General features: G+C 32.2%; 29 protein-coding genes and 1 tRNA gene. 19 read left to right on the top strand and 11 right to left on the bottom strand.

Annotated elements, in window-relative coordinates; translation table 11 throughout:
- The first annotated feature begins 8 nt into the window (after nucleotides 1-8).
- From D1869_RS07025 to D1869_RS07015, 3 genes are read left to right on the top strand one after another with little or no spacing between them, the layout of a single operon-like run.
- Nucleotides 9-317: a hypothetical protein gene (locus tag D1869_RS07025; protein ID WP_156014505.1), complete on the top strand. Its 309-nt coding sequence runs from the start codon at nucleotides 9-11 to the stop codon at nucleotides 315-317.
- Nucleotides 310-630: a hypothetical protein gene (locus tag D1869_RS07020; RefSeq protein ID WP_010979229.1), complete on the top strand. Its 321-nt coding sequence runs from the start codon at nucleotides 310-312 to the stop codon at nucleotides 628-630. The genes D1869_RS07025 and D1869_RS07020 overlap by 8 nt, the downstream gene beginning before the upstream one ends.
- Nucleotides 617-1045 carry a signal peptidase I gene (locus D1869_RS07015; RefSeq protein ID WP_156014504.1) on the top strand — a complete coding sequence of 143 codons (429 nt, stop codon included), beginning with the start codon at nucleotides 617-619 and terminating at the stop codon, nucleotides 1043-1045. The genes D1869_RS07020 and D1869_RS07015 overlap by 14 nt, the downstream gene beginning before the upstream one ends.
- Here the strand turns inward: D1869_RS07015 and gcvPB are convergent.
- Nucleotides 1037-2554 (bottom strand): aminomethyl-transferring glycine dehydrogenase subunit GcvPB, encoded by a 1518-nt coding sequence (gene gcvPB, locus D1869_RS07010; RefSeq protein ID WP_156014503.1) that lies wholly within the window; start codon nucleotides 2552-2554, stop codon nucleotides 1037-1039. The two genes, D1869_RS07015 and gcvPB, sit on opposite strands and share 9 nt — an antisense overlap.
- Nucleotides 2551-3900, bottom strand: coding sequence for an aminomethyl-transferring glycine dehydrogenase subunit GcvPA (gene gcvPA / locus D1869_RS07005; RefSeq protein WP_156014502.1), 1350 nt, complete (start codon nucleotides 3898-3900; stop codon nucleotides 2551-2553). Before gcvPA ends, gcvPB begins: the two co-directional genes overlap by 4 nt.
- Nucleotides 3901-3938: 38 nt before the next feature.
- On the opposite strand from gcvPA, the gene gcvT reads away from it, so the two are divergent.
- The 9 genes from gcvT to D1869_RS06960 all read left to right on the top strand — a co-directional run bounded on the left by gcvT (nucleotide 3939) and on the right by D1869_RS06960 (nucleotide 11269).
- On the top strand, nucleotides 3939-4979 hold the full coding sequence (gene gcvT, locus D1869_RS07000) for a glycine cleavage system aminomethyltransferase GcvT (protein ID WP_156014501.1): 1041 nt from the start codon (nucleotides 3939-3941) through the stop codon (nucleotides 4977-4979).
- 8 nt (nucleotides 4980-4987) lie between these two features.
- Nucleotides 4988-5407: a glycine cleavage system protein GcvH gene (gene gcvH, locus D1869_RS06995; RefSeq protein ID WP_052846941.1), complete on the top strand. Its 420-nt coding sequence runs from the start codon at nucleotides 4988-4990 to the stop codon at nucleotides 5405-5407.
- Nucleotides 5407-6150, top strand: a complete 744-nt coding sequence (locus D1869_RS06990) for a proteasome assembly chaperone family protein (protein ID WP_156014500.1) — start codon at nucleotides 5407-5409, stop codon at nucleotides 6148-6150. Before gcvH ends, D1869_RS06990 begins: the two co-directional genes overlap by 1 nt.
- Before the next feature lie 5 nt (nucleotides 6151-6155).
- Nucleotides 6156-6524 carry an Hsp20/alpha crystallin family protein gene (locus tag D1869_RS06985; RefSeq protein WP_156014499.1) on the top strand — a complete coding sequence of 123 codons (369 nt, stop codon included), beginning with the start codon at nucleotides 6156-6158 and terminating at the stop codon, nucleotides 6522-6524.
- Between the two features lie 85 nt (nucleotides 6525-6609).
- Nucleotides 6610-7614: an AbrB/MazE/SpoVT family DNA-binding domain-containing protein gene (locus D1869_RS06980; RefSeq protein ID WP_052846506.1), complete on the top strand. Its 1005-nt coding sequence runs from the start codon at nucleotides 6610-6612 to the stop codon at nucleotides 7612-7614.
- Nucleotides 7615-7629: 15 nt separating this feature from the next.
- Complete coding sequence (gene sufC / locus D1869_RS06975) at nucleotides 7630-8367, top strand: Fe-S cluster assembly ATPase SufC (protein ID WP_156014498.1); 738 nt, start codon at nucleotides 7630-7632, stop codon at nucleotides 8365-8367.
- A gap of 90 nt (nucleotides 8368-8457) precedes the next feature.
- The gene (gene sufB, locus D1869_RS06970) at nucleotides 8458-9897 is read left to right on the top strand and encodes a Fe-S cluster assembly protein SufB (RefSeq protein ID WP_010979219.1); all 1440 of its coding nucleotides are present in this window, start codon (nucleotides 8458-8460) and stop codon (nucleotides 9895-9897) included.
- The gene (locus tag D1869_RS06965) at nucleotides 9898-11052 is read left to right on the top strand and encodes a SufB/SufD family protein (protein WP_156014497.1); all 1155 of its coding nucleotides are present in this window, start codon (nucleotides 9898-9900) and stop codon (nucleotides 11050-11052) included.
- A 70-nt stretch (nucleotides 11053-11122) separates the two neighbouring features.
- Nucleotides 11123-11269 (top strand): aCcr1 family cell cycle regulator, encoded by a 147-nt coding sequence (locus D1869_RS06960; RefSeq protein WP_156015932.1) that lies wholly within the window; start codon nucleotides 11123-11125, stop codon nucleotides 11267-11269.
- On the opposite strand, the gene D1869_RS06955 is transcribed toward D1869_RS06960, so the two are convergent.
- Nucleotides 11251-11342: transfer RNA gene (locus D1869_RS06955), tRNA-Thr, on the bottom strand. The two genes, D1869_RS06960 and D1869_RS06955, sit on opposite strands and share 19 nt — an antisense overlap.
- A gap of 104 nt (nucleotides 11343-11446) precedes the next feature.
- Between D1869_RS06955 and nadC the strand changes: the two genes are divergently transcribed.
- The gene (nadC, locus tag D1869_RS06950) at nucleotides 11447-12277 is read left to right on the top strand and encodes a carboxylating nicotinate-nucleotide diphosphorylase (RefSeq protein WP_156014496.1); all 831 of its coding nucleotides are present in this window, start codon (nucleotides 11447-11449) and stop codon (nucleotides 12275-12277) included.
- 63 nt (nucleotides 12278-12340) lie between these two features.
- Nucleotides 12341-13279 carry a quinolinate synthase NadA gene (gene nadA / locus D1869_RS06945; RefSeq protein WP_156014495.1) on the top strand — a complete coding sequence of 313 codons (939 nt, stop codon included), beginning with the start codon at nucleotides 12341-12343 and terminating at the stop codon, nucleotides 13277-13279.
- Here the strand turns inward: nadA and D1869_RS06940 are convergent.
- From D1869_RS06940 to D1869_RS06910, 7 genes are all read right to left on the bottom strand, one after another.
- The gene (locus tag D1869_RS06940; RefSeq protein ID WP_156014494.1) at nucleotides 13268-14686 is read right to left on the bottom strand and encodes an L-aspartate oxidase; all 1419 of its coding nucleotides are present in this window, start codon (nucleotides 14684-14686) and stop codon (nucleotides 13268-13270) included. The two genes, nadA and D1869_RS06940, sit on opposite strands and share 12 nt — an antisense overlap.
- Nucleotides 14687-14719: 33 nt before the next feature.
- Complete coding sequence (locus D1869_RS06935) at nucleotides 14720-15535, bottom strand: LipS1 family lipoyl synthase (protein WP_231113777.1); 816 nt, start codon at nucleotides 15533-15535, stop codon at nucleotides 14720-14722.
- Between the two features lie 2 nt (nucleotides 15536-15537).
- On the bottom strand, nucleotides 15538-16353 hold the full coding sequence (locus tag D1869_RS06930) for a radical SAM protein (RefSeq protein ID WP_184650931.1): 816 nt from the start codon (nucleotides 16351-16353) through the stop codon (nucleotides 15538-15540).
- Nucleotides 16350-16568: a hypothetical protein gene (locus D1869_RS06925; protein WP_052846501.1), complete on the bottom strand. Its 219-nt coding sequence runs from the start codon at nucleotides 16566-16568 to the stop codon at nucleotides 16350-16352. The genes D1869_RS06930 and D1869_RS06925 overlap by 4 nt, the downstream gene beginning before the upstream one ends.
- Nucleotides 16565-17287: a lipoate--protein ligase family protein gene (locus D1869_RS06920; RefSeq protein ID WP_156014492.1), complete on the bottom strand. Its 723-nt coding sequence runs from the start codon at nucleotides 17285-17287 to the stop codon at nucleotides 16565-16567. Before D1869_RS06920 ends, D1869_RS06925 begins: the two co-directional genes overlap by 4 nt.
- Before the next feature lie 339 nt (nucleotides 17288-17626).
- Nucleotides 17627-18034 (bottom strand): hypothetical protein, encoded by a 408-nt coding sequence (locus D1869_RS06915; protein ID WP_156014491.1) that lies wholly within the window; start codon nucleotides 18032-18034, stop codon nucleotides 17627-17629.
- Entirely contained in the window at nucleotides 18031-18414 is a 384-nt protein-coding gene (locus D1869_RS06910) for a hypothetical protein (protein ID WP_156014490.1), read from the bottom strand. The genes D1869_RS06915 and D1869_RS06910 overlap by 4 nt, the downstream gene beginning before the upstream one ends.
- Nucleotides 18415-18796: 382 nt before the next feature.
- Between D1869_RS06910 and D1869_RS06905 the strand changes: the two genes are divergently transcribed.
- Complete coding sequence (locus tag D1869_RS06905; RefSeq protein ID WP_156014489.1) at nucleotides 18797-18961, top strand: hypothetical protein; 165 nt, start codon at nucleotides 18797-18799, stop codon at nucleotides 18959-18961.
- A gap of 122 nt (nucleotides 18962-19083) precedes the next feature.
- On the opposite strand, the gene D1869_RS06900 is transcribed toward D1869_RS06905, so the two are convergent.
- Nucleotides 19084-20577 carry an acetate--CoA ligase gene (locus tag D1869_RS06900; protein WP_156014488.1) on the bottom strand — a complete coding sequence of 498 codons (1494 nt, stop codon included), beginning with the start codon at nucleotides 20575-20577 and terminating at the stop codon, nucleotides 19084-19086.
- Nucleotides 20578-21250: 673 nt separating this feature from the next.
- Between D1869_RS06900 and D1869_RS06895 the strand changes: the two genes are divergently transcribed.
- The 4 genes from D1869_RS06895 (at nucleotide 21251) to D1869_RS15690 (ending at nucleotide 23421) form a co-directional block, all read left to right on the top strand.
- Nucleotides 21251-21829, top strand: a complete 579-nt coding sequence (locus D1869_RS06895; RefSeq protein WP_184650932.1) for an AAA family ATPase — start codon at nucleotides 21251-21253, stop codon at nucleotides 21827-21829.
- 78 nt (nucleotides 21830-21907) lie between these two features.
- Nucleotides 21908-22678 (top strand): OLD family protein, encoded by a 771-nt coding sequence (locus tag D1869_RS06890; RefSeq protein WP_156014486.1) that lies wholly within the window; start codon nucleotides 21908-21910, stop codon nucleotides 22676-22678.
- Nucleotides 22659-23111 carry a hypothetical protein gene (locus D1869_RS06885; protein ID WP_156014485.1) on the top strand — a complete coding sequence of 151 codons (453 nt, stop codon included), beginning with the start codon at nucleotides 22659-22661 and terminating at the stop codon, nucleotides 23109-23111. Before D1869_RS06890 ends, D1869_RS06885 begins: the two co-directional genes overlap by 20 nt.
- 178 nt (nucleotides 23112-23289) lie before the next feature.
- Entirely contained in the window at nucleotides 23290-23421 is a 132-nt protein-coding gene (locus D1869_RS15690) for a hypothetical protein (protein WP_260311026.1), read from the top strand.
- Nucleotides 23422-23539 lie beyond the last annotated feature (118 nt).

Raw genomic sequence — 23539 nt, 5'->3', positions numbered from 1 at the left:
AGATTAATATGTTATTCTGTAGTTGTCTTCTGATCTTCGTTATATATGGAATATTAACTCCTATCTATGCAAAAATTCTTGATAGCAAGCTAAGTAATCAAAGAGCATTTTATATAGCATGGACTACAGCACCTTATCTTGTGGCTTATTTTTACTCTCCTTTAATTTTCTACCCTTTTTTAGTTATCTTTAATATTATTTCATATACTTTCGCATTAAAGAGAAAGATAAATCTCCTAATAATAGCCTTATTTTCAACAGCAATTTTAGGAGAATTAATTTATAGTCTTGTTTTTTATCATACAAATTATGCCTAAGAAAAAGCAAACTGACCCGTATGTATGTCCAACATGTGGTACAAGAGTAGAAAAACCGATTAAAACTTGGCAACTAGTTTCACCATTACCAGATGCTTATGGTAGAATAACAATAACCGTTATGGGATCTTTTGAGTGCCCTAATGGGCATAAGTGGAAAGCTGTAGTATCAAAGATAAGAGCTGGCGGGAGCTCCGTAGAAGTTGAAGGAAAGAAAGGTGTAAAGAAAATAGGAGAAGAAAAACAAGAAGAGGAGGAAAACAGAGGAGAAGTGATAGAATTAGACCTTAGTGATTTAGATGAAGAAGAGTGACATCTTATTACTTATTGTAATAATATTAATTTATATCGTAGTCTTATCTGGAATTGTACAGACAGCAAGCGTAGAAGGAGTCTCAATGTATCCGATTTTTCAGAACGGTTTCTTGACATTTTATACTTTACCGAATAATATCAAAATTGGAAATATTATAATATATAAATCACCTACATTTAACACATATGTGATACATCATGTGATTAAAATAAATTATATAGATGGGGAAAAATTCTATGTTACAAAAGGAGTAGATAATATAACTAATCCTCAGTCTGATAACAAAATTGGTTTAGAACCTCCTCAAGGAATTCCTCAGTCACAAGTTATAGGAAAAGTAGCTGAAGTTAATGGAATAGTAATTTCAATACCTTATCTAGGTTATATTTCAATACTTTTCTCTCTACTTTAAGGAACCTATTTTTCCCTCCTCCCTTAATCTTTTAACCCTATAAGTTGGAGTTACACTAGACGGATGGTTTGCTATAACTTGGTCTAATCTTTTAACACTAGTATTCTTCGGAGTATCTAAAATTTCCTTAGGATTAGAATAGGCAGTATTAATAATCTCCTTTATAGCATTTGCAAAACTATCCAAAACTTCTTTAGGTTCGGTTTCTGTTGGCTCAATCATTAAAGCCTCCTCTACATTTGGAGGGAAATATATAGTTGGCGCGTAAAATCCTCTATCTAATAATGCCTTTGCAACATCATTTGCTGTAACACCAGTTTCTTTAGCCAACGTTTTAGCAGAAAAAACTACCTCATGTTTTCTAGGTCTATAGGGGGCTATTAACTCTAGTCCTCTTACATTTTTAAGTTGTGATATAAGGTAATTTGTAGCTAAAGTACTCATTTTTCCTATCATTGATATTCCTTCGGCACCTAAACCCAGAATATACGTATATGCTCTAACTACATTACCTACATTTCCATAAAAAGTGGCAATTTTTCCAATGGAATATTTTGGAATATAAGACAACGAATATTTTCCGTCCTTTTTCTCTACTAATGGATACGGTAAGAAATCAACCATCTCTCCCTTAGCACATATTGCTCCAGCTCCTGGACCCCCACCCCCATGTGGAACAGCAAATGTCTTATGTAAATTTAAATGAACAATATCAAACCCCATATCTCCCGGTCTAACTACTCCTAAAATTCCGTTAAGATTTGCTCCATCATAATATAATTTTGCATCAACAGAGTGAATATATTTTGCAATATCTAATATATTCTCCTCGAATAGACCAAGAGTATTAGGATTAGTTAACATAAACCCAGCAGTCCTTTCACTTACAATCTCCTTCAGAATATCCACATCAACTAGACCTTCACTATTAGACTTAATGTAGATAACTTTAAAATTCTCCATAGAAGCACTAGCAGGATTAGTTCCATGTGCAGTATCAGCAACAAGCATTTCATCTCTATTTCCTCTACCCTTAGTTTCATGATATTTCTTAATCATTAAAACCCCTGCTAATTCTCCAGCAGCTCCAGCTGGCACTTGTAAACTACATAAATCCATACCAGTTATTTTGGCTAACCATTTCTGCATATAATATAAAACCTCTAAAATACCTTGAACAGTAGAATCATCTTGCAATGGATGCAAATTTTGTGTAAGTAATTCAGCTTCTTCCTCTATCTTTGGGTTATACTTCATAGTACATGAACCTAAAGGTACCATTCCGTTATCAACACCAAAACTCATTTGAGATAATCTTATAAAATGTCTAATAACTTCTAGTTCACTTAACTCTGGCAAATCTATTTCTTTTCTCCTTAATTTTTCTGGTATATTGATGCTAATCTCTTTCTTTAACTCCTCTTCTTCTGGGATTTTAAAACCTATTCTTCCCTTTCCTTTATACTCAAAAATTAGAGGCTCGTTCCATACAGCTTGATGCCAGCTCATCCAGAAAACACCTCTCTAATGCTTTCAATTAACTCATCAATCATACTTTTAGTATGAACTTCAGTAACACAAAATAAAGCTTGAGTCTTACCCAATTTTAATCCACCGTGTATATTCTTCTCAAGTAACCTAGAATGAATTATATCATAATCAGTTCTAAAATCAACAGCAAACTCCTCAAAGAAATCTCCGTTATATACAGTGTTTACTCCTAATTCTTCTAATCTTTTCTTAGCATAATGACTTCTAATGTATATCTCCTTAGCCAATTCTTTTATTCCATTTCTTCCTAATAAGGAGAGATATACAGCTGCTGCAATAGCCATTAATGCTTCATTAGTAGTTATATTTGAAGTAGCTTTTTCTCTTCTAGCAAACTGTTCTCTAGTTTGAAGGATTAATGTAAATCCTCTTTTTCCTTCAGAATCCTTAGTTAATCCCACAATCCTGCCAGGCATTTGTCTTACTAATTGCCCGTCCCATCTAGTTGCAAGAATTCCTAAAAGAGGACCTCCAAAGTTTAAAGATAAACCTAATTCTTGTCCATCTCCTACTGTAATATCAATTTCATATTCTCCAGGAGGCTTGATTAAGCCTAATGCTAGTGGAGAAACACCCATAATAGTAATAATTTTTTTCTTTTTAGCAATATCTACAATATATTCTATTTCATCTTCAAATATTCCATGAAAATTAGGTTGTTGAATATATATCGCAGAAACATCATCCTCATTTATCATATTTTCTAACTTACTAACGTCAATAGTACCTCTTTCATTTGGAGGTATTTCTACTAGTTTGATACCCTTACCATAAGTCCACGTTTTTACAACTTCTTTATGGTATGGGTTCATAAGTTTAGGAACAAGCACAGTCTTCTTTTTATTAATTCTATTAGCCATCATTATAGCTTCAGCTAGAGCACTACCCCAATCATAAAGGGATGCATTAACTACTTCCATTTCAAAAAGCTCAGCTATTAGACTTTGATATTCAAAAAGTGCTTGAAGTAGTCCTTGAGAAATTTCTGGCTGATAAGGAGTATAAGCCGTATAAAATTCAGAACGTTTAATAATAAATTTTACAACCTCTGGAACATAATGCGGGCAAAGTCCACCTCCTAGAAAAGGTGGCATCTTAAGTCTTTTATTTTTATTTTGTAATTCTTGCAATTTAAGAATAATTTCGTATTCAGAAAGAGGTTTTTTATAATCTAAATCCAATTCTTTCTTTAATTTGATTTCTTCTGGCACATCTATGAATAGATCGTCTATGCTATTTACTCCTATACTTTTCAACATCTCCTCTATATACTTTATATTTGGTAGCCATGGATGCATGTCCATATAAATATGCCTACTAGTATTCAATATGTGAATTAAAAATGTTTAGTACGCCTCTTTTGGATATTGAATTAAAACTTAATGCTGATATAGGCGAATTTGCAGGTTGGAAAATGCCAATGAAATACACTTCTTATCAAGAAGAACATTTAGCTGTACGCTCTTCTGCTGCATTTTTTGACTTATCACACATGGGGAGACTAAAAATAACTGGAAAAATTGATGAGTTCGATCTTTTGATAGCGAAAGATATTAAAAAAGCTTCCTATAATACTATGATAGGACCAACAGCATTTCTTAATGATAAAGGAGGTTTTATAGACGATGTAATGACATATAAGTTAAGTGATACTGAATTCTTAATTGTTACAAATGCAATAAATAGAGAAAAAGTAATAAATTGGATAAAATCTAATTCGTCATTAGAAGTAGAAGATCTAACATTTAAATATGCTATGATTGCTATACAAGGAAGAAATGTGTGGAATTATATAGAAAAGACTGATCTAAAACCATTAGAATTTAAAATTAATACTAAATTTCTTGGGGAAGAAGTCTTTCTTATTAGCAGATCAGGGTGGACTGGAGAAGATGGAGTAGAAGTTTGGGGAAGCCCAGAAGTAATCTCAAAAATTATTCAAAGACTTATTTCGGTAGGAGTTAAACCATCTGGTTTAATTTGTAGAGATAGTATAAGACAAGAAATGGGATTTGTATTGTATGGAGAAGATATAGATGAGAACATAACTCCCGTAGAAGCAAGATATTGGGTTTTCTCTCTTGATAAACAATTTATTGGCAGAGAGAAAATAGTAGAACAGTTAAAGAATGGTGTTGAGAAAATAAGAGTTGGATTAAAATTAAAGAAAGGAGAAAGAAGTATTCCTAGAAAAGATAACAAGATAAAAATACTTGATAACGAAATTGGATATGTAACAAGTTCAACATTTTCACCCTATCTTAATAGAGTCATAGGAATGGGATATATTAACTCGAAATACACTCTATTCGGGTACTCTGTTAATATAGAGATAAGAAATAGGCAAGTTGAAGCTAAATTACAAGACTTTCCATTTATTTAGTGATAATAATGTCAGAAATTATAGTTGGTGGAAAATATAAAGTATTAAAAGATAGGTATTATTCAGAAACAGATGAGTGGATATTGGTTAAAGAAAACATAGCTATTGTGGGAATAACTGATTATGCACAGAAAAAACTACGTGATATCGTAGGTGTTGAATTACCAGAGATAGATAAAGAAGTTAAGGCTAATGATCCGGTTGCTGTTGTAGAATCCGTAAAAGCTGCTGCAGATATTTACTCTCCATTATCTGGAAAAGTAATAGAAACAAACCAAAAACTGACTGAGTCACCAGAACTAATAAATAAAGATCCTTATGGTGAAGGCTGGATATTTAAACTAGAGATAAGTGACAGAAACGAAATAGAAAAATTGTTAAGTCCGGAAAAGTATAGTGAATTAATAAAACAAAGAGAGGGATTATAATGAGCCAATACGAAATTATTGAAAAATATACTCCAATTTTATCTAAACCTTCTTATCTTATAGTTGGATTACCAGACGCTGGATTAGTTGGAGTGATAGCAACAGAGTATTTGATAGAAAGGTTAAAACTTAAAGAGTTTGCCGAAATTTACGCGCCAACTATTTTACCCCCAATTTCTCACGTTCAAGACGGAATAGCAAAATCCCCTATAAGACTCTATCATAACCATAATATGATAGTATTTCATTCATGGATAGCCATACCCTCATCTGCAATAAATGTAATAAGTAGGATTATAGTTGATGTTGCAAAAAAATATAGTATTTCAAATATTATATCAATAACAGGATTACCAATACAAGATAGGCTAAACGCTGAAAAATTAAATGCATATTGGATAGCAAATGATTATAATACAGCTCAAGATTTACAAAAACTTGGTCTTATGGAAAAATTTGGTGATGGTTATATAGCCGGTCCGTATGCTCCTTTGCTTATTGAATCACATAAAAATAATTTAAGTAATTTCGTTATTGTTGTTGAATCTTTTCTTGATCTACCAGATCCAGAAGCATCAGCAATAGCATTAACTATATTGAGTAAATATATAGGGTTCTCTATAAGTGTTGACGAATTACTAAAAGAAGCAGAAGATATTAGAGATAAAATTAAGGGATTAATGGAGCAGACAAAACAAGAATTACCGACTTATGCATCAAATAGACCAATGACATATGCGTGATAAAAATGCCAGCTTTTAAAGACTTAGATGAATTAATAAAGAACCTATTAAAACAAGAGGAAGAAAAATTTAGAAGAATACAAAGAGAAATAGAGGAAGAAATAGAAAGAGAACTAAGAAGATTTTCTTCACCATTATATAGTGTTAATGAAACCGATGAAGGATACGAATATCTCATAGATGTTCCTAAAGCTGATTTAGCTACATTAAAAGTTGAATCAAGACCAAGGAGATTATCTATTTCTTGTAAAACAAAGGATGGTAAAGAATATAGACTTAATTTAAGCTTACCAGATGATGCTGATCCTTCAACTATGGATGTTTCAAGAGTTAAATGGTTATTAAAAGTAACAATAAAGAAAAAGAAACAGTAGAAAAACTGCTTTTTATCTTGTTATTAATAAGCTTTAGAAACATTTATATAAACGGCGTTCAAGTAGATTAAATAGGGATAAATTCTTGTCTGATGAAACAACAAGATTTTCAAAAGATGTAGAAACTAGGAAAGTTCAAAGACTGGGTTCTTCTTCTCTATTTATAACATTACCTAAAAAATGGATAAACAAATGGGGAATTAAACCAGGAGATAAAATAATTATGGAAGTATCTGAAGACGGCACTTTGCGTTTAGTTGCTGAAAAAATAAAATTAAACTCAAATAAAAGGTCTGTAAAAATCGATATTGATAGCTTCAAGCAATCAATGACTACAGCAATCCCTTGTTTATATGCACTAGGTTATGATGAAATAGTATTTTCTTCTAGGAAAAATTTGGAACATAAAGAAGTAGAAGATGTAATGAATTTCTCAAAGCAATTAGTGGGCATAGAAGTATCTGAAGTTACAGAAGACAGAATAAAACTAGATTGCTTATTAGATACTGAAAAAATAGGCATAGAATCTTTACTAAGGAGAATATTGAATATTATAGCAAAAAAAGTAGATGATATTATAGCTATTCTTAAAGGTCAGAATCAGTCAGAAGTACAATCTACAATAGAAGATCTTAGACGGGTATACCTTATGTTATTAAGAAGAAGTATGGGTGGAAGATATAATTCTGAAAGGGATACTCTGAGGAATTTCATTATAGCTGTAAATTCTTCTATATTGTTAAGAGTATACCACGTAATGCAAAAACTTAATGAAGTTATAAAAAAAGATGAAAAACTGAGAAATGACCAAGAAATAAATAAAAAATTAATAGAAGTATTTCAAAAAATAAACGATTTATTTGATGAAATAATAATGAGTATATTATTTCCAAGTATAAAGAGAATTTCTAACGGATTTACCCTAATATCACAAATTAAACTAGCATTATCACAAATAAATACAGATAATCAAATTCTCCTAAGTTATATGGATGATCTACTTACTATGTTAGAAGAAGCATTAAATAACTCTTCATGTTCATTATTCCTTGAAGAAGCCCCTTGGATAGAGAGAAATTTAAGCTCATAAGTAGAAGTGATATATATGACAACTTTAAAAATCGAAAATCTTCACGTAACAGTAGAAGGTAAAGAAATACTCAAAGGTGTTTCGCTAACTATAAACTCTGGAGAGATACATGTATTAATGGGACCTAACGGAAGTGGAAAGACCTCACTATCACTGGCTATAATGGGACATCCTAAATATAAAATCACTGAAGGCAAAATCTTACTAGATAATGAAGATATAACAAATCTTGAAACACATGAAAAAGTCAAAAAAGGATTATTCTTAGCATTTCAAAATCCCATAGAAATAAGCGGAGTAAAACTTTCTACCTTACTAGTAGCGGAGTATAACAGAATTTACGGTTCATCACAATCCCCGCTACAAGTTATAAGTTATGTAAAAGAACTAAGTAAAACTGTAGGAGTAAGTGACTCCTTATTAAACAGAGGTGTTTTTGAAGGATTTAGTGGTGGAGAAAAAAAGAGAACAGAAATTCTACAAATGTTATTAATGAAACCTAAAATAGCAATACTCGATGAGCCAGATTCAGGTGTTGATGTTGATGGTCTTAGAGCTATTGCTGAAGCTATAGTAAAACTTAGAAATGAGAATAATACTGGATACTTGATAATAACTCATTATAGAAGGATTCTTGACCATGTGAAAGCTGATAAAGTTCATGTACTTTATAGAGGTAAAATAGTAGCTTCTGGTGGGATGGAATTAGCTAAATTTATAGATGAAAAAGGGTATGAAGGAATATTGAAATAATTAATAATTTTTCTAGAATTTAAAATTTTTAATTATTTATAGATAAGCTTATATTAGATCTTTAACAGAGTTAATGATAGGTAAACCAAAATGCCAGAAGAGAAATTCTCGCTTGATATTAACGAGATCATAAATGCCACAATAGAGGCTAAAAACAATAACCTTAGTCAAAGTGAATTTCATAAACGTGTAGTAGAGTCCGGGCTAAGCAAGGACGTAATCGTTGAAATTTCAAAACTTAAAAAAGAACCAGAATGGATGCTCAGATTAAGATTAAAAAGTTTAGAATTATTTGAAAAACTCCCAACTCCTAATTGGTTACCAGATTTCCTTTCCGAATTAGATGTTTCAAAAATGGAAATTTACATAAAGCCTGATGTAGAAAGAACATCAAATTGGGATGAAGTACCACCAGAAATTAGAAAATATTATGAACAATTAGGAATTCCTCAATCAGAACAACAATACTTAGGAGGTTTAGTTGCAACATTTGAATCAGAATCAATTTATTCTAATGTTAAACAAGAATTAGCTAAGAAAGGAGTAATAATGATGCCGCCAGAAGAAGCAATACAAAAATACCCAGACATAATAAAAGAATACTTCACAAAAATTTTCCCCGTTTCCGATCACAAATTCGCCGCACTTCATGGTGCCTTATGGAGTGGTGGAGTATTCGTATATGTACCAAAAGGTGTGAAAATAACCACACCAGTCGAAGGATTCTTCATAATAGGAAGTGAAATGGAAGGACAATTTGAGCACACCTTAATCATAGCAGATGAAGGTTCATATATACATTTCATTGAAGGATGCTCAGCACCACAATTTAAGAAATTCTCATTCCACGATGGTATGGTAGAATTATATGCAAAGAAAAACGCTTATATTAAATTTACAACAGTACAAAACTGGAGCAAAAATGTAATTAACTTTAATAATAAGAGGGCATGGGCAGATGAAAATTCAACAGTGGAATGGGTAGAAGGTTCTTTAGGATCAAAATATAGTTTCGTTTATCCATCAACAATATTAAGAGGAAGAAATGCCTCATCAACAAGTTTAGTAGTAACATTAGCCAGCGGTGAAGGAGAATGGAAGGACAGCGGATCAAAAATGATTCACGCAGCACCAAATACTAAGAGTAAAGTAATAAACAAGAACATAGGATTTAATGGCGGAGTAAACATATACAGAGGCTTAATAAGGGTTAACAAAGGAGCTACTGGTGCAAAAGCATTTGTAAAGTGTGATTCACTAATGCTTGATGAGAAAACAAAAGCATATACATTCCCACATAACCAAGTCTTTGAAGAAGATGCAGATGTAGCTCATGAAGCCCATACTTTCAGAATGAATGAAGATCAATTATTCTATTTAATGAATAGAGGTATAGACGAAAAGGAATCAGTTTCAATGCTAGTCTTAGGATTTATTGATGAGATTATGAAAGAACTACCATTTGAATATGCTACAATGCTGAATAAGGTTATTAAGTTAGAATTAGATAAACTAGGTGCAGTGGCATAAATGAGTATAATCGATTTTTCTTCTGTACAAAAATACATTTCTAACTTGGAAAATAAAGGAGAAAGGCAAAAATTACTTTCTTTAGCAGAATCATTGCCATACCAAATTATAAACGATTCTCCTACAGTTAAGCATTATACTGAATGGAGTGAGTATGATAAACTTAACTTAACAATCTTTCCCTCTTCAAATAAAGTAAAGAAGTATGAAATAGAAGGATACAAGACAATCTATATACAAGATGATAACATAATAGGAGGAGAAATAAGCTTTGAACCAACAAATAATCTGATGAAGGCAGATGAAACTAAGCTTGTCTCTTTAACATTGGCATTATCAAAAAAACTGAAAATAAACATAGAAGACTCTTCAAAAATCTTAATATATCATAACGTAACAGAAAAAGGCTACATTTCTCCGGCTAACATAGAAATAAATGTGAAGGAAGGTGCAATAGCAGATATAATATATCTGGCTGAAAACGAAATACCAGACTCCCTTCAATCGTCAGTTATTTCTCTAAAAATAGGAAGAGATTCTCAAGTTAATTTCACATTAATTGCCAAATCCACATACATTTATAATTATAGTAAAGTTTATTGTGAAGGAGAACTTAACGCAACATTATTTGCTACTAAATCAAAAATGGCGCACATAGAATATACAACAATTCTAGAGAAAGATGCAAGATCAGTCTTTAGTGCTAAATCAATAGGAAGAGACAACGATAAAATAGATATGAAAGTAAACGTACAACATGAAGGATTAAGAAGTGTAAGTGAAGGAAACTTAAAAGGAATAGCTACTGATAATGCATTAGTAGTTGTAAGAGGAGACGCATCAGTAAATCAAACAGCATTTGATTCATCTACATCGATAATAGGTAGAGCATATATATTGGGTAAAGATGCAAAATCGATAGTAGCACCTATGTTAGAAGTAAAGACTGGAAGAGTATTAATGGCTAAGCATTCTGCATCAGTATCTAGAGTACCAGATGATTTAATATTCTATTTAGAAAATAGAGGATTAAGTAGAAAAGAGGCAGAATCATTTCTAATAAGAGGATTCATTGAAGATGAAAAAGATCCAGAGATCTTAAAGAAAGTAATTGAAGAAACTCTTGCGGAAAGTAAGATAATAGTTTCGGTTTAGTCTCTCTATTCTGACTTATATCAAATTGGACTTATTTATAACCCACTTTTTAGGTATTACTTGATGAGAAATGAGAGTAGTTACATTCAAAATAGAGGAGGATTTGTTACAACAACTAGACCTCTATGCATTAAACAATAGGATTACCAGAAGTGAAATAATAAGAGAAGCTTTAATAAGATACTTAAGGGAGAAAAAAGCCGCTGCGGGGATTTGAACCCCGGACCGCCGGCTGTCCTGCCCTTTACCCTTACAAGGCCGGCGCTCTAACCAGGCTGAGCTACAGCGGCAAATAAAAATATTATGAAATAAGATATAAAGTTTATTTTTGCTTTGATTGACCGACATGTTTTAAAGACTAATTTTTATTTTCACTATAACTCACTTTTCGTAAATGATAAAACAAATAATGATAAACAAACTCTTATCATTACTTGAAGAAGACACATACCCAGAAGACGTGACAAGTAAAATAGTTTCTGGGATAAAATGTAAAGCCATAATAATATCTAAAGATGAGGGAATATTAGCCGGTCAAAAGTTCATTATTCCTTTCTTAGAATATTTAGGAATAAAGATAGAAAATTATATGAAAGATGGAACACAAATAAAGAAAAAAGATATAGTATTAGAGATAGAAGGAGACGCAGAAACAATCTTAGGAGTAGAGAGATTAGTACTGAATCTATTAGGCAAATTATCTGGTATATCTACAGTAACCCACTTGATGACAAGACTGGCTAAGAGTGTAAACCCTAATGTTAGAATAGCTGGGACCAGGAAAACAACTCCAGGTTTAAGAGTATTTGAAAAATACGCAATTGAAGTAGGTGGAGGAGATCCTCACAGATTTAATCTTTCCGATGCAGTGTTAATAAAAGATAATCACATTGCTCTAATCGGAAGTGTAAAAGAAGCTATAAGGAGAGCTAAAGAAATAACAAGTTTTACTAAAAAAATTGAGGTTGAAGTATCAAGTTTAAAAGATGCATTAGAAGCATATCAAGCTGGTGCAGATGCTATACTTTTAGATAATATGAAACCAGAAGAAATAATACCAGTAGTAAATGAATTAAAAGGGAAAGTAATAGTAGAAGCTTCTGGTGGAATAAATCCAGATAATGTAATTGAATATGCAAAAACGGGGGTTGACATTATTTCAAGTGGTTATATAACCCATAGTTCAAGGTCATTAGACTTCTCTCTTGATGTATATAAATCATAAAAACAAATATTCGATAGTAATATTTAAAAACTTAAAATGCACAGAACACATGTTCGGGGATATATGCCAGACGCAGTGGAGTTAATAAAAGAAATAAAGAATTTAAAGAGAAGTAAAAACGCGATAATTTTAGGTCATAATTATATGGAGTATGGAGTACAATTAGTATCAGATTTCACTGGAGATTCTTATGATTTAGCAGTAAAAGCAATGAAAACAAATGCAGACATTATAGTATTCGCTGGAGTATACTTTATGGCAGAACAAGCAGCAGCATTAAATCCAGATAAAAAAGTATTATCCCCAGATCCTAATGCCGGTTGCTCTTTATCGGATTCCTTAGATGTAGATACTTTAAGAAAATATAAAGAAATGTATCCTAATGCTCCAGTAGTATTGTATATTAACACTAGTATTTACACAAAAGCATTAGCAGATTATATTGTAACTTCTTCAACTGCTATAAAAGTAGTGAAAAGTTTAGACGCAGACGCAATAATATTCGGTCCAGATGCAAACTTAGCAAATTACGTTGAGAGAAAAACTGGGAAGAAATTAATAAAAGTGCCACCAAATGGAAGATGTATAGTCCATGCCAATTACACAAGACAACTAGTTGAATTAGCAAGAAAGAAATATCCTAACGCAATACTTATGGCACATCCAGAAAGTCCATTAGAAATATTAGAAGCATCAGACTTTGTAGGCTCAACAAATCAAATGATAAAATTTGCTAAAGAAAGTCCCTATAAAGAATTCATAGTAGCTACAGAGTTAGGGATGATAAACGCATTAAAGTTGCAAGTACCAGAAAAAACATTCTACCCATTAGTCACTACTGAAGCTTGTGCATGTGCAAGATGTCCTTATATGGCTATGATAACATTAGAAAAAATAAAAAGATCACTAGAAGAAGAAATTTATGAAGTGAAAGTACCTAAAGACATAGCAGAAAGAGCAAAAGAAGCATTTGAAAGGACAATGAGGCTACTAAACAACTAACTTAAAATAAATCCTTTTTTCCCAATTAGGATCCTTATAAGGATAATCCTCCCTAAAATGATTACCCCTACTCTCCTTTCTTATTTCAGCAGCTAATGCGGTCAAATAAGATATAATAGCCTCATTTTGCGTAGAACCAGAATAAGTATTTATAGCCTTAACCAATTTCTCCTCATTCCTTATTATACCAACATTTTCCCAATTAATCCTCCTTATCTCTTTAAGAGATAGAGTCTTATTACCAGATATCCTAACAGAATGAACAATACCGTCATCAGTAGATATTCCCTCCCAACTATTATCAACATATCTTGGCAAATTAATGCCAAAAACCAAACCTTCTAAAAGAGAATTACTAGCTAACCTATTAGCACCATGTAAACCAGAATCACTAACCTCGCCAATAGCATAAAGATTCACAATATTGCTTTCTCCTCTAATATTAACCCTAATACCTCCATCAACAAAATGGGCTGCAGGAAATATAGGAATCTTAACTTTGTAATTATGACCATGCCTAGCTAAATACTTAGCAACAACAGGGAACTTTCTTTCAAAATCCTCAATTTTACTCAAATCAATAAAAACCCTATGTCCCTTTAACATTTCAATATAAATAGCTCTAGAAAGAATATCCCTAGGTGCTAATTCTCCTCTCTTATCATAATTGAATAAAAACCTTTCTCCGTTCTCATTAATGATTTGTGCTCCCTCACCCCTTAAAGTTTCTGTTAGTAAGAAAACTTCTCCATCTAAACTTGTAACAGTAGGATGAAATTGTACAAACTCCATATCAGCAAGCATAGCCCCAGCCTTAAAAGCAATAGCCATACCATCCCCAATATTAGTAGATTGAGTAGAAGAGTATTCATAAAGATAAGAATAACCACCAGTAGCTAAAACAAGCTTATCAACATCCTCAACCAAACCCCTCTTTTCCGTAACAAAACCAGTAACCTTCCCGTCTTTAACCCTTATCTCAACAAGTCTATCCTCAATTATGGGAATTCCTTCCTCCCTAGCAAGCTTCAATAAAAAGTTGAATATCTCTCTTCCCGTCTCATCAGTCCTATGCAAAACTCTCCTCTTTGTATGACCTCCTTCTAACCTTAAATCCTCCTCAAACTCAAAACCCCAACTCTCAAAAGTCTCTATAACATTCTTAGCCTCAGATGTAACATAATTAACAGTCTTTACATCGCACAGTCCATCACCAACCTTAATAGTGTCTTGAGCATGTAGCTCTGGACTATCATCGCTTCCAACAGAAGCTGCAACACCACCCTTAGCTATGGGAGTAGAACCACCATCAATTCTTTTACTTATTAAAGTAACTTTCTTTCCAGCCCTTCTTAACGCAACACCAGCAGATAAACCAGCAATACCTGAACCAATTATATAGATCATATATAATCGAACATGTGTTCGGAGTTTAAAAAATTAAAGTTTAAATTTATTTAAATACTCTAAAGGTAAACTACAGCAAGCATCATACATATCTAAATAACCCCATAATTTCCTGGAAGGATTAGAAATTCTCTCAACAAGACCTCTTTCTACTACTATCTTATCTAACTCATCCTTAATCCTATAAGGTCTCATACAGCCAATACTAACCTTTCCATTCATTAACCTATTACCAAGCTCAACATATTTAATAATATCAGAAATCTGAGGGATACCAAAATTCTCCGAGGGAGTACCTTTAGTAGGTATGAGGACTAAGAAATTAACAAGATAAGGTTTCATAGAAGAAGCAATTTTAATACTCTCCTCAATATCATCATTAGGAAAACCTAAAATTATATGGGGAACAATATATTTAGGACCCCTAGTTATAAAATCTTCCAAAACTTTAATATAATCCTCCCTATTCCTCTTTATCCCCTTATTTTCAAAAGCTCTTAGTGAGTAAGCAAACTCGTAATCTACAATATCGACAACATCAGACATTTCCTCTATTAATTCCCTTTCTACTAACCCAGGATGAATATTAAAAATCACATCTTCGAACTCTCTTTTAACCCTTTTCATAACCGGTAATATTCTCTTAAGATTCAGTAACCTCCCTTGGGGATCAAAACCACCACTAATTAAAAACCCCTTAACTCCTCTTTCATACTTCTTCTTTAAGATTTTGTAAAATTCTTCTTCAGAAATAGCAGGCTCCATACTCTTTATATATGTTGAATTACAATATGTACAACTTAAAGAACAAGAACCACCAGAGATGCTTATAACAGAAAATTTTCTCAAAATTACGAACCCATATACCAACGGAAATCCCTCAAAGGAATATTATACAACTTATCTCTAGGATCTTCATTATAATAAGGTCTGTCACAAGATGGACAACCAGATGTTAAGTATGCAAGCTTAGAATTCTTTCCCTCAAATATCATGTATCTCATTCTTTGAATGTACCTATACCTTTCAAGAGAAGGTCTCTCTAAATTCTCAAAAGGAGTGCCCTTAACCGGGGTAAAAGCAAACAAAGCAACCTCAGCACCAATATCTTTTAACTCTTTCATTAAACTAATTAATTCATCATCAGTCTCACCAAGACCAACTATTAAATGAGCGTAAACATGACCCCTTCCAAAGACTCTAACAGCTTCCTTTATAAATTTCATATACTCATCAAAAGTATAAGGCTTACCAACATAATCCCAAAGCCTCTTAACAGTATCCAAACCAATGCCTAAATAGTCAACATTTAACTCCTTAAATTTATACAAATAGCTTCCCTCTATGGGAGTTATGGTAACAGATTTATGCTTATTTCTAGTAAGCTTAAGAATATCAATAACCTCATCAACAAAACCCTTCTTTATTACAGTTTGTAAACAAAAACGGGAAAAAATGGAAAGTTTTTCAGCAGTCTCATCATTAAAATCAACTAAATACCACTTAACCCTAGATAAATAAGTCTTATCAGCATTAGATAAGACAGATTGCGTACAGAACTTACACTTACCTTCACAACCACCATATTGTAAAGCATAAGCAGTCTCACTAACCTTTATACCCCTTTTTAAATAGTAGTAAGTACCCGAAGAAAGTAAAACTTTCATTTTTTGACACACTCTAAAAACTTCTCATATAACTCATCAATATCAACACCTAAAATAAAAGCATTGGGCCTCTTACCTTTACTTAAACTATCTTCTATCAATCTCAAATCATCATCAGTAGTGAAGAAATCACCAGTAACCTCAACATTATTATCATAGACCCTCAGAATAACAGTCTTTCCGGCCCTAGACCTAAACACCTTTTCACAAATCATCTCAAATAAGTCCATTGAGGATTAGTATATTTAAACCTTAATGATTCGCTAAACTCCTTCTCTATGTCAGTTAATTCACCATCCTCAAGATTAAAAACAGACTTAAAACCCTCAATTAAAGCCTCTAAAGCCTCATTCCTTGATATATTATAACCTAAAAGTAAAGAAATAGTAGTAACTCTAGACTTAGCCTCACCCCTTTCAGCCTCCTTAACCTTTGGAGACTTAATGACCCTCATAAACTCTGGGTTTGTAGCATACATAAAAGTACCATGAACTAAAATAGAATTCCTCTTAATAGCCCCAGCCATTCCAACAATCTTCTTACCCTGAACAACAATATCATTTATCGGAGAAAATTCTCCCTTCAAATCAAAGTGAGAAAGAGCGTTAATTAACGCTTTAGCAATAGTTTGATAAGCCTTCATTAAATCATTACCCTTGATAGCAACACTCCAGGTAATTTCACCATTTTCGTCATGTAAAGCCGGACCACCACCGGTAAAACGTCTTATTAAGGGGAAATTAAAACGCCTCAATTCTTCCTCATTAACCCAATCTTTCACAGCCAAAAACCTACCTAGCGTTAAAGTTGTAGGTTTAAAATTCCAGAACCTAACGGTTTCTGGTATTAAATCCTTAGTAAGAAGCAGAAGCATAGTCTCATCAAGAGCCATTTGTCTCTCTCCACGTTCGCCACCTTCAATTATAAGTCTCATAAAAATAAAAACTCATAAAGGGTTTATAAGAAAAACATATTTTAATAGGCTGTAAGAGTTTTTATTTAGTTAGCTATAGAATAAATAGACTGTTTTATCTATTTGAAGAAGATATTTGATTTCTTACATGATTATTGATTTGTTAGTTAACAATAATTCTATAATACATAGATTATTAATATATTATATTCTATAATCACATATATTTGTATATCTGATATAATATAGAAAAATAACCCATTAATGTTCGATTATTAATAATATTTTTCAACTTTATTTTATAAGTCTTCATTAAGGTATAATATTAATTTTTTGCAAATATTACAAATCAGAATACTATTACTCTTCCTCGCTTAAATACCTTAAATTATCAATAATATGAGATAGAATGTGATCCTCAGAAATAGGTAGTGACTTAAACAATCCTTTTTTCTCACTAAAAACACCTATATTTACATAACTATCCTTAAACGATAAACTAACATGAATCTTATAAATGATTCCCTTATCATTATCTAGTAAATAAGTTATATCAGAGGAGGATATTGAATAGATCAAGAGAAATTTCTGAAGATATTCTTCGACCTTAACGTTTCTAGTATCTTCTCTAGTGTAAAGAAAAACTACATATCTATTTTCATCACTCTTCTCGAAAATATGAAAATGATAAGTTAAAGGAATAAATAGTTCTGGTTTTCTCAGAAATCTTGCAATAAGTCTATTACTTTTAATCCTCTCAGAAATCATTTCTCTCTCACCATTAAATAGAGGATAGTTGCAAGTAAAATTACGTCAAAAACAATAGCTATAGGAACTTGAGGAATAATTGGCAAAACTTTTCCTAAAAAAGGTGCTGGAAATAAATGAGTATAAATTATCAGAAAAGTATTCCACGAATCCAATAAGAAAAAATATGGCAACAATTTCTTGCTATAGGTCAAAATTTCATAAGCTTCAAATAAATATAATGCTGAATTAAATCCGAAATATTCAGAATAAATTGCAAAGATAAAAGAAGCGTTACCAACTACATGAGCAGCAATAGTTGCAGCATTATATCCGACTGTTAAATGCAAAATACTCCACGCTATTCCAGTTATGCCTGCAATGAGCCTAGAAAATTTCATTTTTTAAAAAACTACTTATCATACAATATATAAGTTTTTACCCAAAAAACTCATATACGTCATTATTTAAATCCTTCACTATTTTATATAAATTATCCAGCCTTGTATCCATGTTTATTAACCTTCATATCTATATTCGATAAGACTAATATCTTTCTTAGTGCTATTTAACATACCCTAAATTACTATAATGAAGTATACCTCTACAAGCAGTAAAGGCGTTTCAGGTAAGATATTCAGAAAGCATAAGAAGAAATTACTCAACTGCAGAAAAACTCAAGGAAAACTACAATAGAAGAGATATCTACGCACTAATAGCTCGGTCTTTAAGTAAAAGAATTGACAAGTTGGAAAAACGTACTTAAAAAAGGGGTAAGTATTCTTGGCAAACAGAGATAAAATGGAAAGAAATTATATAAGTCTCGCAGATCTCTTTGATCAAATTGCAATAGGCGAAGCTCAGAAACTTAGAGATCCTATGTCTAATGATATTAAAGAAGCAATGCTTATGACTATGGGTAATCAAAAATCGTTATTTATGATATAAATAATTTATATTTTAGTGTTTTTTATAAAAAATTAGAAAATAATATTGATATTAATTACAATACGAGCTTAAACATCTTTTACTATTTTGCACACTTTTTATACTAAACATAAGGTTAACAATTAACTTATCTTTTTCTTAAGTAAATACCTTTGTATTTTTCCACTTTCGGTTTTCGGTAATTTATCGATGAAATCCACCCTCTCTAAATGCACAGTCTTAGAGTAACGACTCTTAACAAACTCTATTATCTCCTTTTTTAGCTCTTCGCTTGGAGTATATCCGGGTTTAAGAACTATATATGCGTGAAGAACGTGCCCCCTAATAGGATCTTCATCAGCAACTACTGCAGACTCAAGGACAGCTGGATGCTCTAATAGTACACTCTCTACTTCAAAAGGTCCAATCCTATATCCAGACACCTTAGTTACATCATCCTTTCTACCAATAAACCAGAAGTATCCGTCTTGATCTTTAGATGCCACATCACCAGTTAAATACCAATCTCCTCTGAAAGCTTCTTGCGTTTTCTCTGGATTATTCAAATATCCTAGAAAATGAAAGCCTGGGGAAGTCTTCTTTACAGCTACATTCTCTTCTATGATATCCACCTCATAACCCGGTGCCGGTAACCCCATACTACCTATCTTTAGCTCATGATCGTAACCCCAACCATTATACACTACCATCCCTACTTCAGTCTGACCGTAATGATCTTTCACAATCACGTTATAATTCTCTTTAAACCACTTTATCACCTCTGGATTAAGGGGTTCTCCTGCAGAGCTAGCTCTTTCAAGCCTTAGATCATACTTCCTCTTCACAGACCTCGATATAATCCTATATGTAGTAGGTGCCCATGCGAAATTAGTTATCTTATTTTCTTCAAGAAACTCCATTGTTCTTTCCGCATCGAAAGGCTCATCTAGGAATATTACAGTCTTGCCGAAAAGTAATGGACCTATAATTCCATAATAGAGACCGTATGCCCAGCCTGGGTCAGCACCATTCCAGAAAATATCATTCTCCCTAAGCCCAATTCCGTATTTCATATATACGTATGTGTTGAGTAAAAGCCTCTTAGATATTAATGCTCCTTTAGGCAAACCAGTACTCCCAGAAGTATAAAGTAAAATAATTGGATCGTTCCAGCTTAGCCTTTCTATCTCTTCTAATCTCCCGTAAGATGTTAAATCATCAAGCTTTGAAAGTGGTACTCCTTCACTTACCTTCTCTTTTTGGTCATCTTGATAAAATAACACTTTAGGTTTTTTATCTCTAGTCCTAATTTCTATAGCCTTAGGTCCAAAGGCTGTAAATAAGGGTTGATACAAAGCTCCTATATAGAGACTGGCTAAGAGGACTATGACTTGCTCTATTTTCTTAGAAGCTAAAACCGATATTACGTCCCCCTTCTTAACACCAACTACATGTTTCAGATAAGAAGCAAGCCTTAACGCTCTATCCCTAAGTTCTTGGAAAGTAATTTGCTCTTTTCCTTCTTTACTAAATCTAATGACAGCTATCCCCTCATGGTCTACTAGTGATGAAATATCTATTGTTTTTTCGATCTCCTTCCAGCTAAAACTTCTTACAACCTCATAATAACTTACCATAAAATAAAAATAGAAAGAGAAATAATTAAGCTTTCATAAATTACGTTATTTATTAATATCTCAATCTGTTTTTATTTTACAACATTTATACCGTAGGGTGATTCAAGTTTCCTTTACTAGTTATAATTTTCTCTATTAAATTAACATTAATTTTATGAAGAAATAATTGATTATATATCATTATCTCCATTAAGTCCGTGGTATAAACTCCTTTTGTTAATGTACAATCAATTATCTGATCCAAAAATATAAAATAAAATGAATCGCAAAGAACCCCTTAATCTTCCACATAATTCATACTATCTATTCAAGAAAGGCTTTACTTATCATTAGTTAGCATCAAATGGTTCATTATAATACTCTGCAAAATCCGAGCCATAAATAGACCTTTTTACCCTTCAACCTACTTATATTGGAGTGTTTAGTATGATAATAAGCCTTATGAACCAAAGTAATTAAGAATCTCCCCTTAGTCATTATGTAGGTCTAGGGGGCTCAAGCGATAATCTTTGCTGTGTTTGAAATATGACTGAAAGATTTATAATTGGGTGTCTTTTATGCTCTTTATAAGAACATTTAATTACTACTTACCTTTGATAACACCCAACATTACAGTATAAAAAGCTCACACTTAATATGATAAATATTTAACTTTTCAGTTCGAGAACTACTTGTGAAGCTTAGGATTAAGTCTTTAGGTCCTATCAGTGAGGAGAGTGAAATAGAACTCGGTGATCTAACTGTCTTCTTTGGCCCCCCAAACTCTGGTAAATCCACGGTCTTAAGGGCTATTTACTATTCATTAAACACTTTTGGATGGGAACTATTATCAAGCAAGAAACTTGGATACGGACTCCTCAATATTAGTTACGAAATCGTTGATGAAAAAACTGTAAAGCTTATTTTCACACCCTCTGACTTACTTATAAGGCAATCTCTTCCAGAAGGAGACTTCACTTTTGAGCCTTTTTCTTTTATTGATTTCATAAAAACTCATAAGGTGTATGAAAGAGGGATAAAAGGTAACGTAAAGTTCACTTCTATAGTGTCTCCTTCTGAGTGCGATGAGAAAGTAATAAAAAGATTAGCTGAGATAGGCGTAAATTTTGAGGCTGAGATTATAGGTAATAAAGGGTATGCACGGATTCTTACGGCGATTGAAGGTGTATCAGAAAGTTGCAGAGATTATCTATATCATGTAATTGCTGAAGGTATAGTAGAAGAAATAGGAAAAAAATTTACTCTAAATTAGAATTAGAATTCTAGAAAGAAATGAGCAAAAAGAGAGAGTATAAACAATGTACTACTCATACCCTATAATAGGTCGCTTGTGGCATATGAAGTTGTTAACATTATTTCACGGATAAGCCAGAGTACTAATAACCTACTTGTACTTTCTGACGAATTTGAGGAGGCTTTGAGAAAAAGTGCGTGGGTAGCAGGTTCACTTTTAGATGTTATAGAACTGTTATTCTTTTATTTTAGGGTACTTCAGTCCTCTTCTCTTTTAAAACGATTCGGAGAGGGCGACAAAATATATAGAATTTTAAAGCCATTAATCCCAGGTAATGTAAAGCTTAGTGAAAACGGAGAACTATACTATACTGAGAAAAAGGTTATTCCCTGGAGATTCGTCTCTGCATCAATAATGGAAGTTATAAGCTTACTCCTCACATTAAGAGAAAGAGAAATCGTCTTATATGAGGAACCCGAATCACAATTTCACGAGAAGCTTCAAATACTCATGGGACTTATCCTTTATGCATTAACAACCACAAATAAACTCGTTATAACCACACATAGCCAAACAATACTTTATACTCTAGCATTTTTATCCTTTTTAAAACCCACCTCAGAAGAGATTATAAAACTCCTAGACTCTCTTGAAATAAAAAATGATGAATTAGTAGAGAATATACTAGAGGCAAACAAGAAAATAGTTAGGTTTTACTATTTTCATGACGGTAGAGTTGAAGAGATAAGCGATGAAACTATAACCAAGGGCATACCTAGCTTTGTGGATGTACTTGATAAAGAGTTAAAATGGTTTTCTGAAATATATTTGTCCAGGTTGAGAAAGGGTGCCATTTCTAAAGAATAGTTATATAATTGATGGAAATTGTAAGTATAACATTAAAAATAAAGATATTTATACATTTGTAGACTTTGAACATATATTTAATAATTTGGATGATAGTACTAAAAACAAGCTCAGTCTAAATAAAGAACATTGTGATGCAATACTCGTTAGCAATAATTCTGTAGAGATAATAGAAATGTTAATGAATACTGATAGAGATTTATTGGAATTTCTTAATAAATTTGAATATTGTATAAATTTTCTAGAATATTTAAACAAGAACAGAATTAGCCTATTCCAAGAAGAAATCAAACTTGTCACAGTAATAAATCCCAATAAGTTAATGGAATTTTACCAGTATAGTAAGAACTTTAAGAATCTACTTAAGCACTACAAAAAGAATATACTTTTAAAATATGACCCACAATTAGTTCCCATAAGTTGTGAGGACTAGGTCATAATATATAAATAATCTCGTAAAGAGATAAGAAAGGAATAAAACAAATGCTAAATCCTCTTAAATATTCATAATAGGCTTCATATGCCATGCGTCTCACAAACCTAAGCTTAAAACCGTAGGAGTCGTAAAGGGCTTTTAACTTAAAGTGGACCAATTATGTAAGCGAGAAGATATGAGTCTTATCGATGAATATCATTTACCCTTCGCATTTACTATGAAAAGGACTATATCACCACAGTATACCGCTACTTCCATAAGTAGGAGATTAACTGGATTCTTAAAAACCTTGATGATTACCTATTAGGATTAGCATCAGTCTAAGTCGTAGACCAATTCTATGGCATAGAATAAAAATAGTTTAACTGAATATTACCATAGAGCAGTAATAACTAAATAAAAAAATGAATAAAACTACTATAGTC

This window comes from Sulfurisphaera ohwakuensis, assembly GCF_009729055.1.
Lineage (GTDB): Archaea > Thermoproteota > Thermoprotei_A > Sulfolobales > Sulfolobaceae > Sulfurisphaera > Sulfurisphaera ohwakuensis.
This window is presented reverse-complemented; position numbering and strand designations above follow the sequence as displayed.

Excerpts from the sequence above, each read along its gene's own strand:
- D1869_RS07025 (WP_156014505.1), top strand. The coding sequence starts at position 9 with ATGTTATTCTGTAGTTGTCTTCTGATCTTCGTTATATATGGAATATTA.
- D1869_RS07020 (WP_010979229.1), top strand. The coding sequence starts at position 310 with ATGCCTAAGAAAAAGCAAACTGACCCGTATGTATGTCCAACATGTGGT.
- D1869_RS07015 (WP_156014504.1), top strand. The coding sequence starts at position 617 with ATGAAGAAGAGTGACATCTTATTACTTATTGTAATAATATTAATTTAT.
- gcvPB (WP_156014503.1), bottom strand. The coding sequence starts at position 2,554 with ATGAGCTGGCATCAAGCTGTATGGAACGAGCCTCTAATTTTTGAGTAT.
- gcvPA (WP_156014502.1), bottom strand. The coding sequence starts at position 3,900 with ATGGACATGCATCCATGGCTACCAAATATAAAGTATATAGAGGAGATG.
- gcvT (WP_156014501.1), top strand. The coding sequence starts at position 3,939 with ATGTTTAGTACGCCTCTTTTGGATATTGAATTAAAACTTAATGCTGAT.
- gcvH (WP_052846941.1), top strand. The coding sequence starts at position 4,988 with ATGTCAGAAATTATAGTTGGTGGAAAATATAAAGTATTAAAAGATAGG.
- D1869_RS06990 (WP_156014500.1), top strand. The coding sequence starts at position 5,407 with ATGAGCCAATACGAAATTATTGAAAAATATACTCCAATTTTATCTAAA.
- D1869_RS06985 (WP_156014499.1), top strand. The coding sequence starts at position 6,156 with ATGCCAGCTTTTAAAGACTTAGATGAATTAATAAAGAACCTATTAAAA.
- sufC (WP_156014498.1), top strand. The coding sequence starts at position 7,630 with ATGACAACTTTAAAAATCGAAAATCTTCACGTAACAGTAGAAGGTAAA.
- sufB (WP_010979219.1), top strand. The coding sequence starts at position 8,458 with ATGCCAGAAGAGAAATTCTCGCTTGATATTAACGAGATCATAAATGCC.
- D1869_RS06965 (WP_156014497.1), top strand. The coding sequence starts at position 9,898 with ATGAGTATAATCGATTTTTCTTCTGTACAAAAATACATTTCTAACTTG.
- D1869_RS06960 (WP_156015932.1), top strand. The coding sequence starts at position 11,123 with ATGAGAGTAGTTACATTCAAAATAGAGGAGGATTTGTTACAACAACTA.
- nadC (WP_156014496.1), top strand. The coding sequence starts at position 11,447 with ATGATAAAACAAATAATGATAAACAAACTCTTATCATTACTTGAAGAA.
- nadA (WP_156014495.1), top strand. The coding sequence starts at position 12,341 with ATGCCAGACGCAGTGGAGTTAATAAAAGAAATAAAGAATTTAAAGAGA.
- D1869_RS06940 (WP_156014494.1), bottom strand. The coding sequence starts at position 14,686 with ATGATCTATATAATTGGTTCAGGTATTGCTGGTTTATCTGCTGGTGTT.
- D1869_RS06930 (WP_184650931.1), bottom strand. The coding sequence starts at position 16,353 with ATGAAAGTTTTACTTTCTTCGGGTACTTACTACTATTTAAAAAGGGGT.
- D1869_RS06925 (WP_052846501.1), bottom strand. The coding sequence starts at position 16,568 with ATGATTTGTGAAAAGGTGTTTAGGTCTAGGGCCGGAAAGACTGTTATT.
- D1869_RS06920 (WP_156014492.1), bottom strand. The coding sequence starts at position 17,287 with ATGAGACTTATAATTGAAGGTGGCGAACGTGGAGAGAGACAAATGGCT.
- D1869_RS06915 (WP_156014491.1), bottom strand. The coding sequence starts at position 18,034 with ATGATTTCTGAGAGGATTAAAAGTAATAGACTTATTGCAAGATTTCTG.
- D1869_RS06910 (WP_156014490.1), bottom strand. The coding sequence starts at position 18,414 with ATGAAATTTTCTAGGCTCATTGCAGGCATAACTGGAATAGCGTGGAGT.
- D1869_RS06900 (WP_156014488.1), bottom strand. The coding sequence starts at position 20,577 with ATGGTAAGTTATTATGAGGTTGTAAGAAGTTTTAGCTGGAAGGAGATC.
- D1869_RS15690 (WP_260311026.1), top strand. The coding sequence starts at position 23,290 with ATGAGTCTTATCGATGAATATCATTTACCCTTCGCATTTACTATGAAA.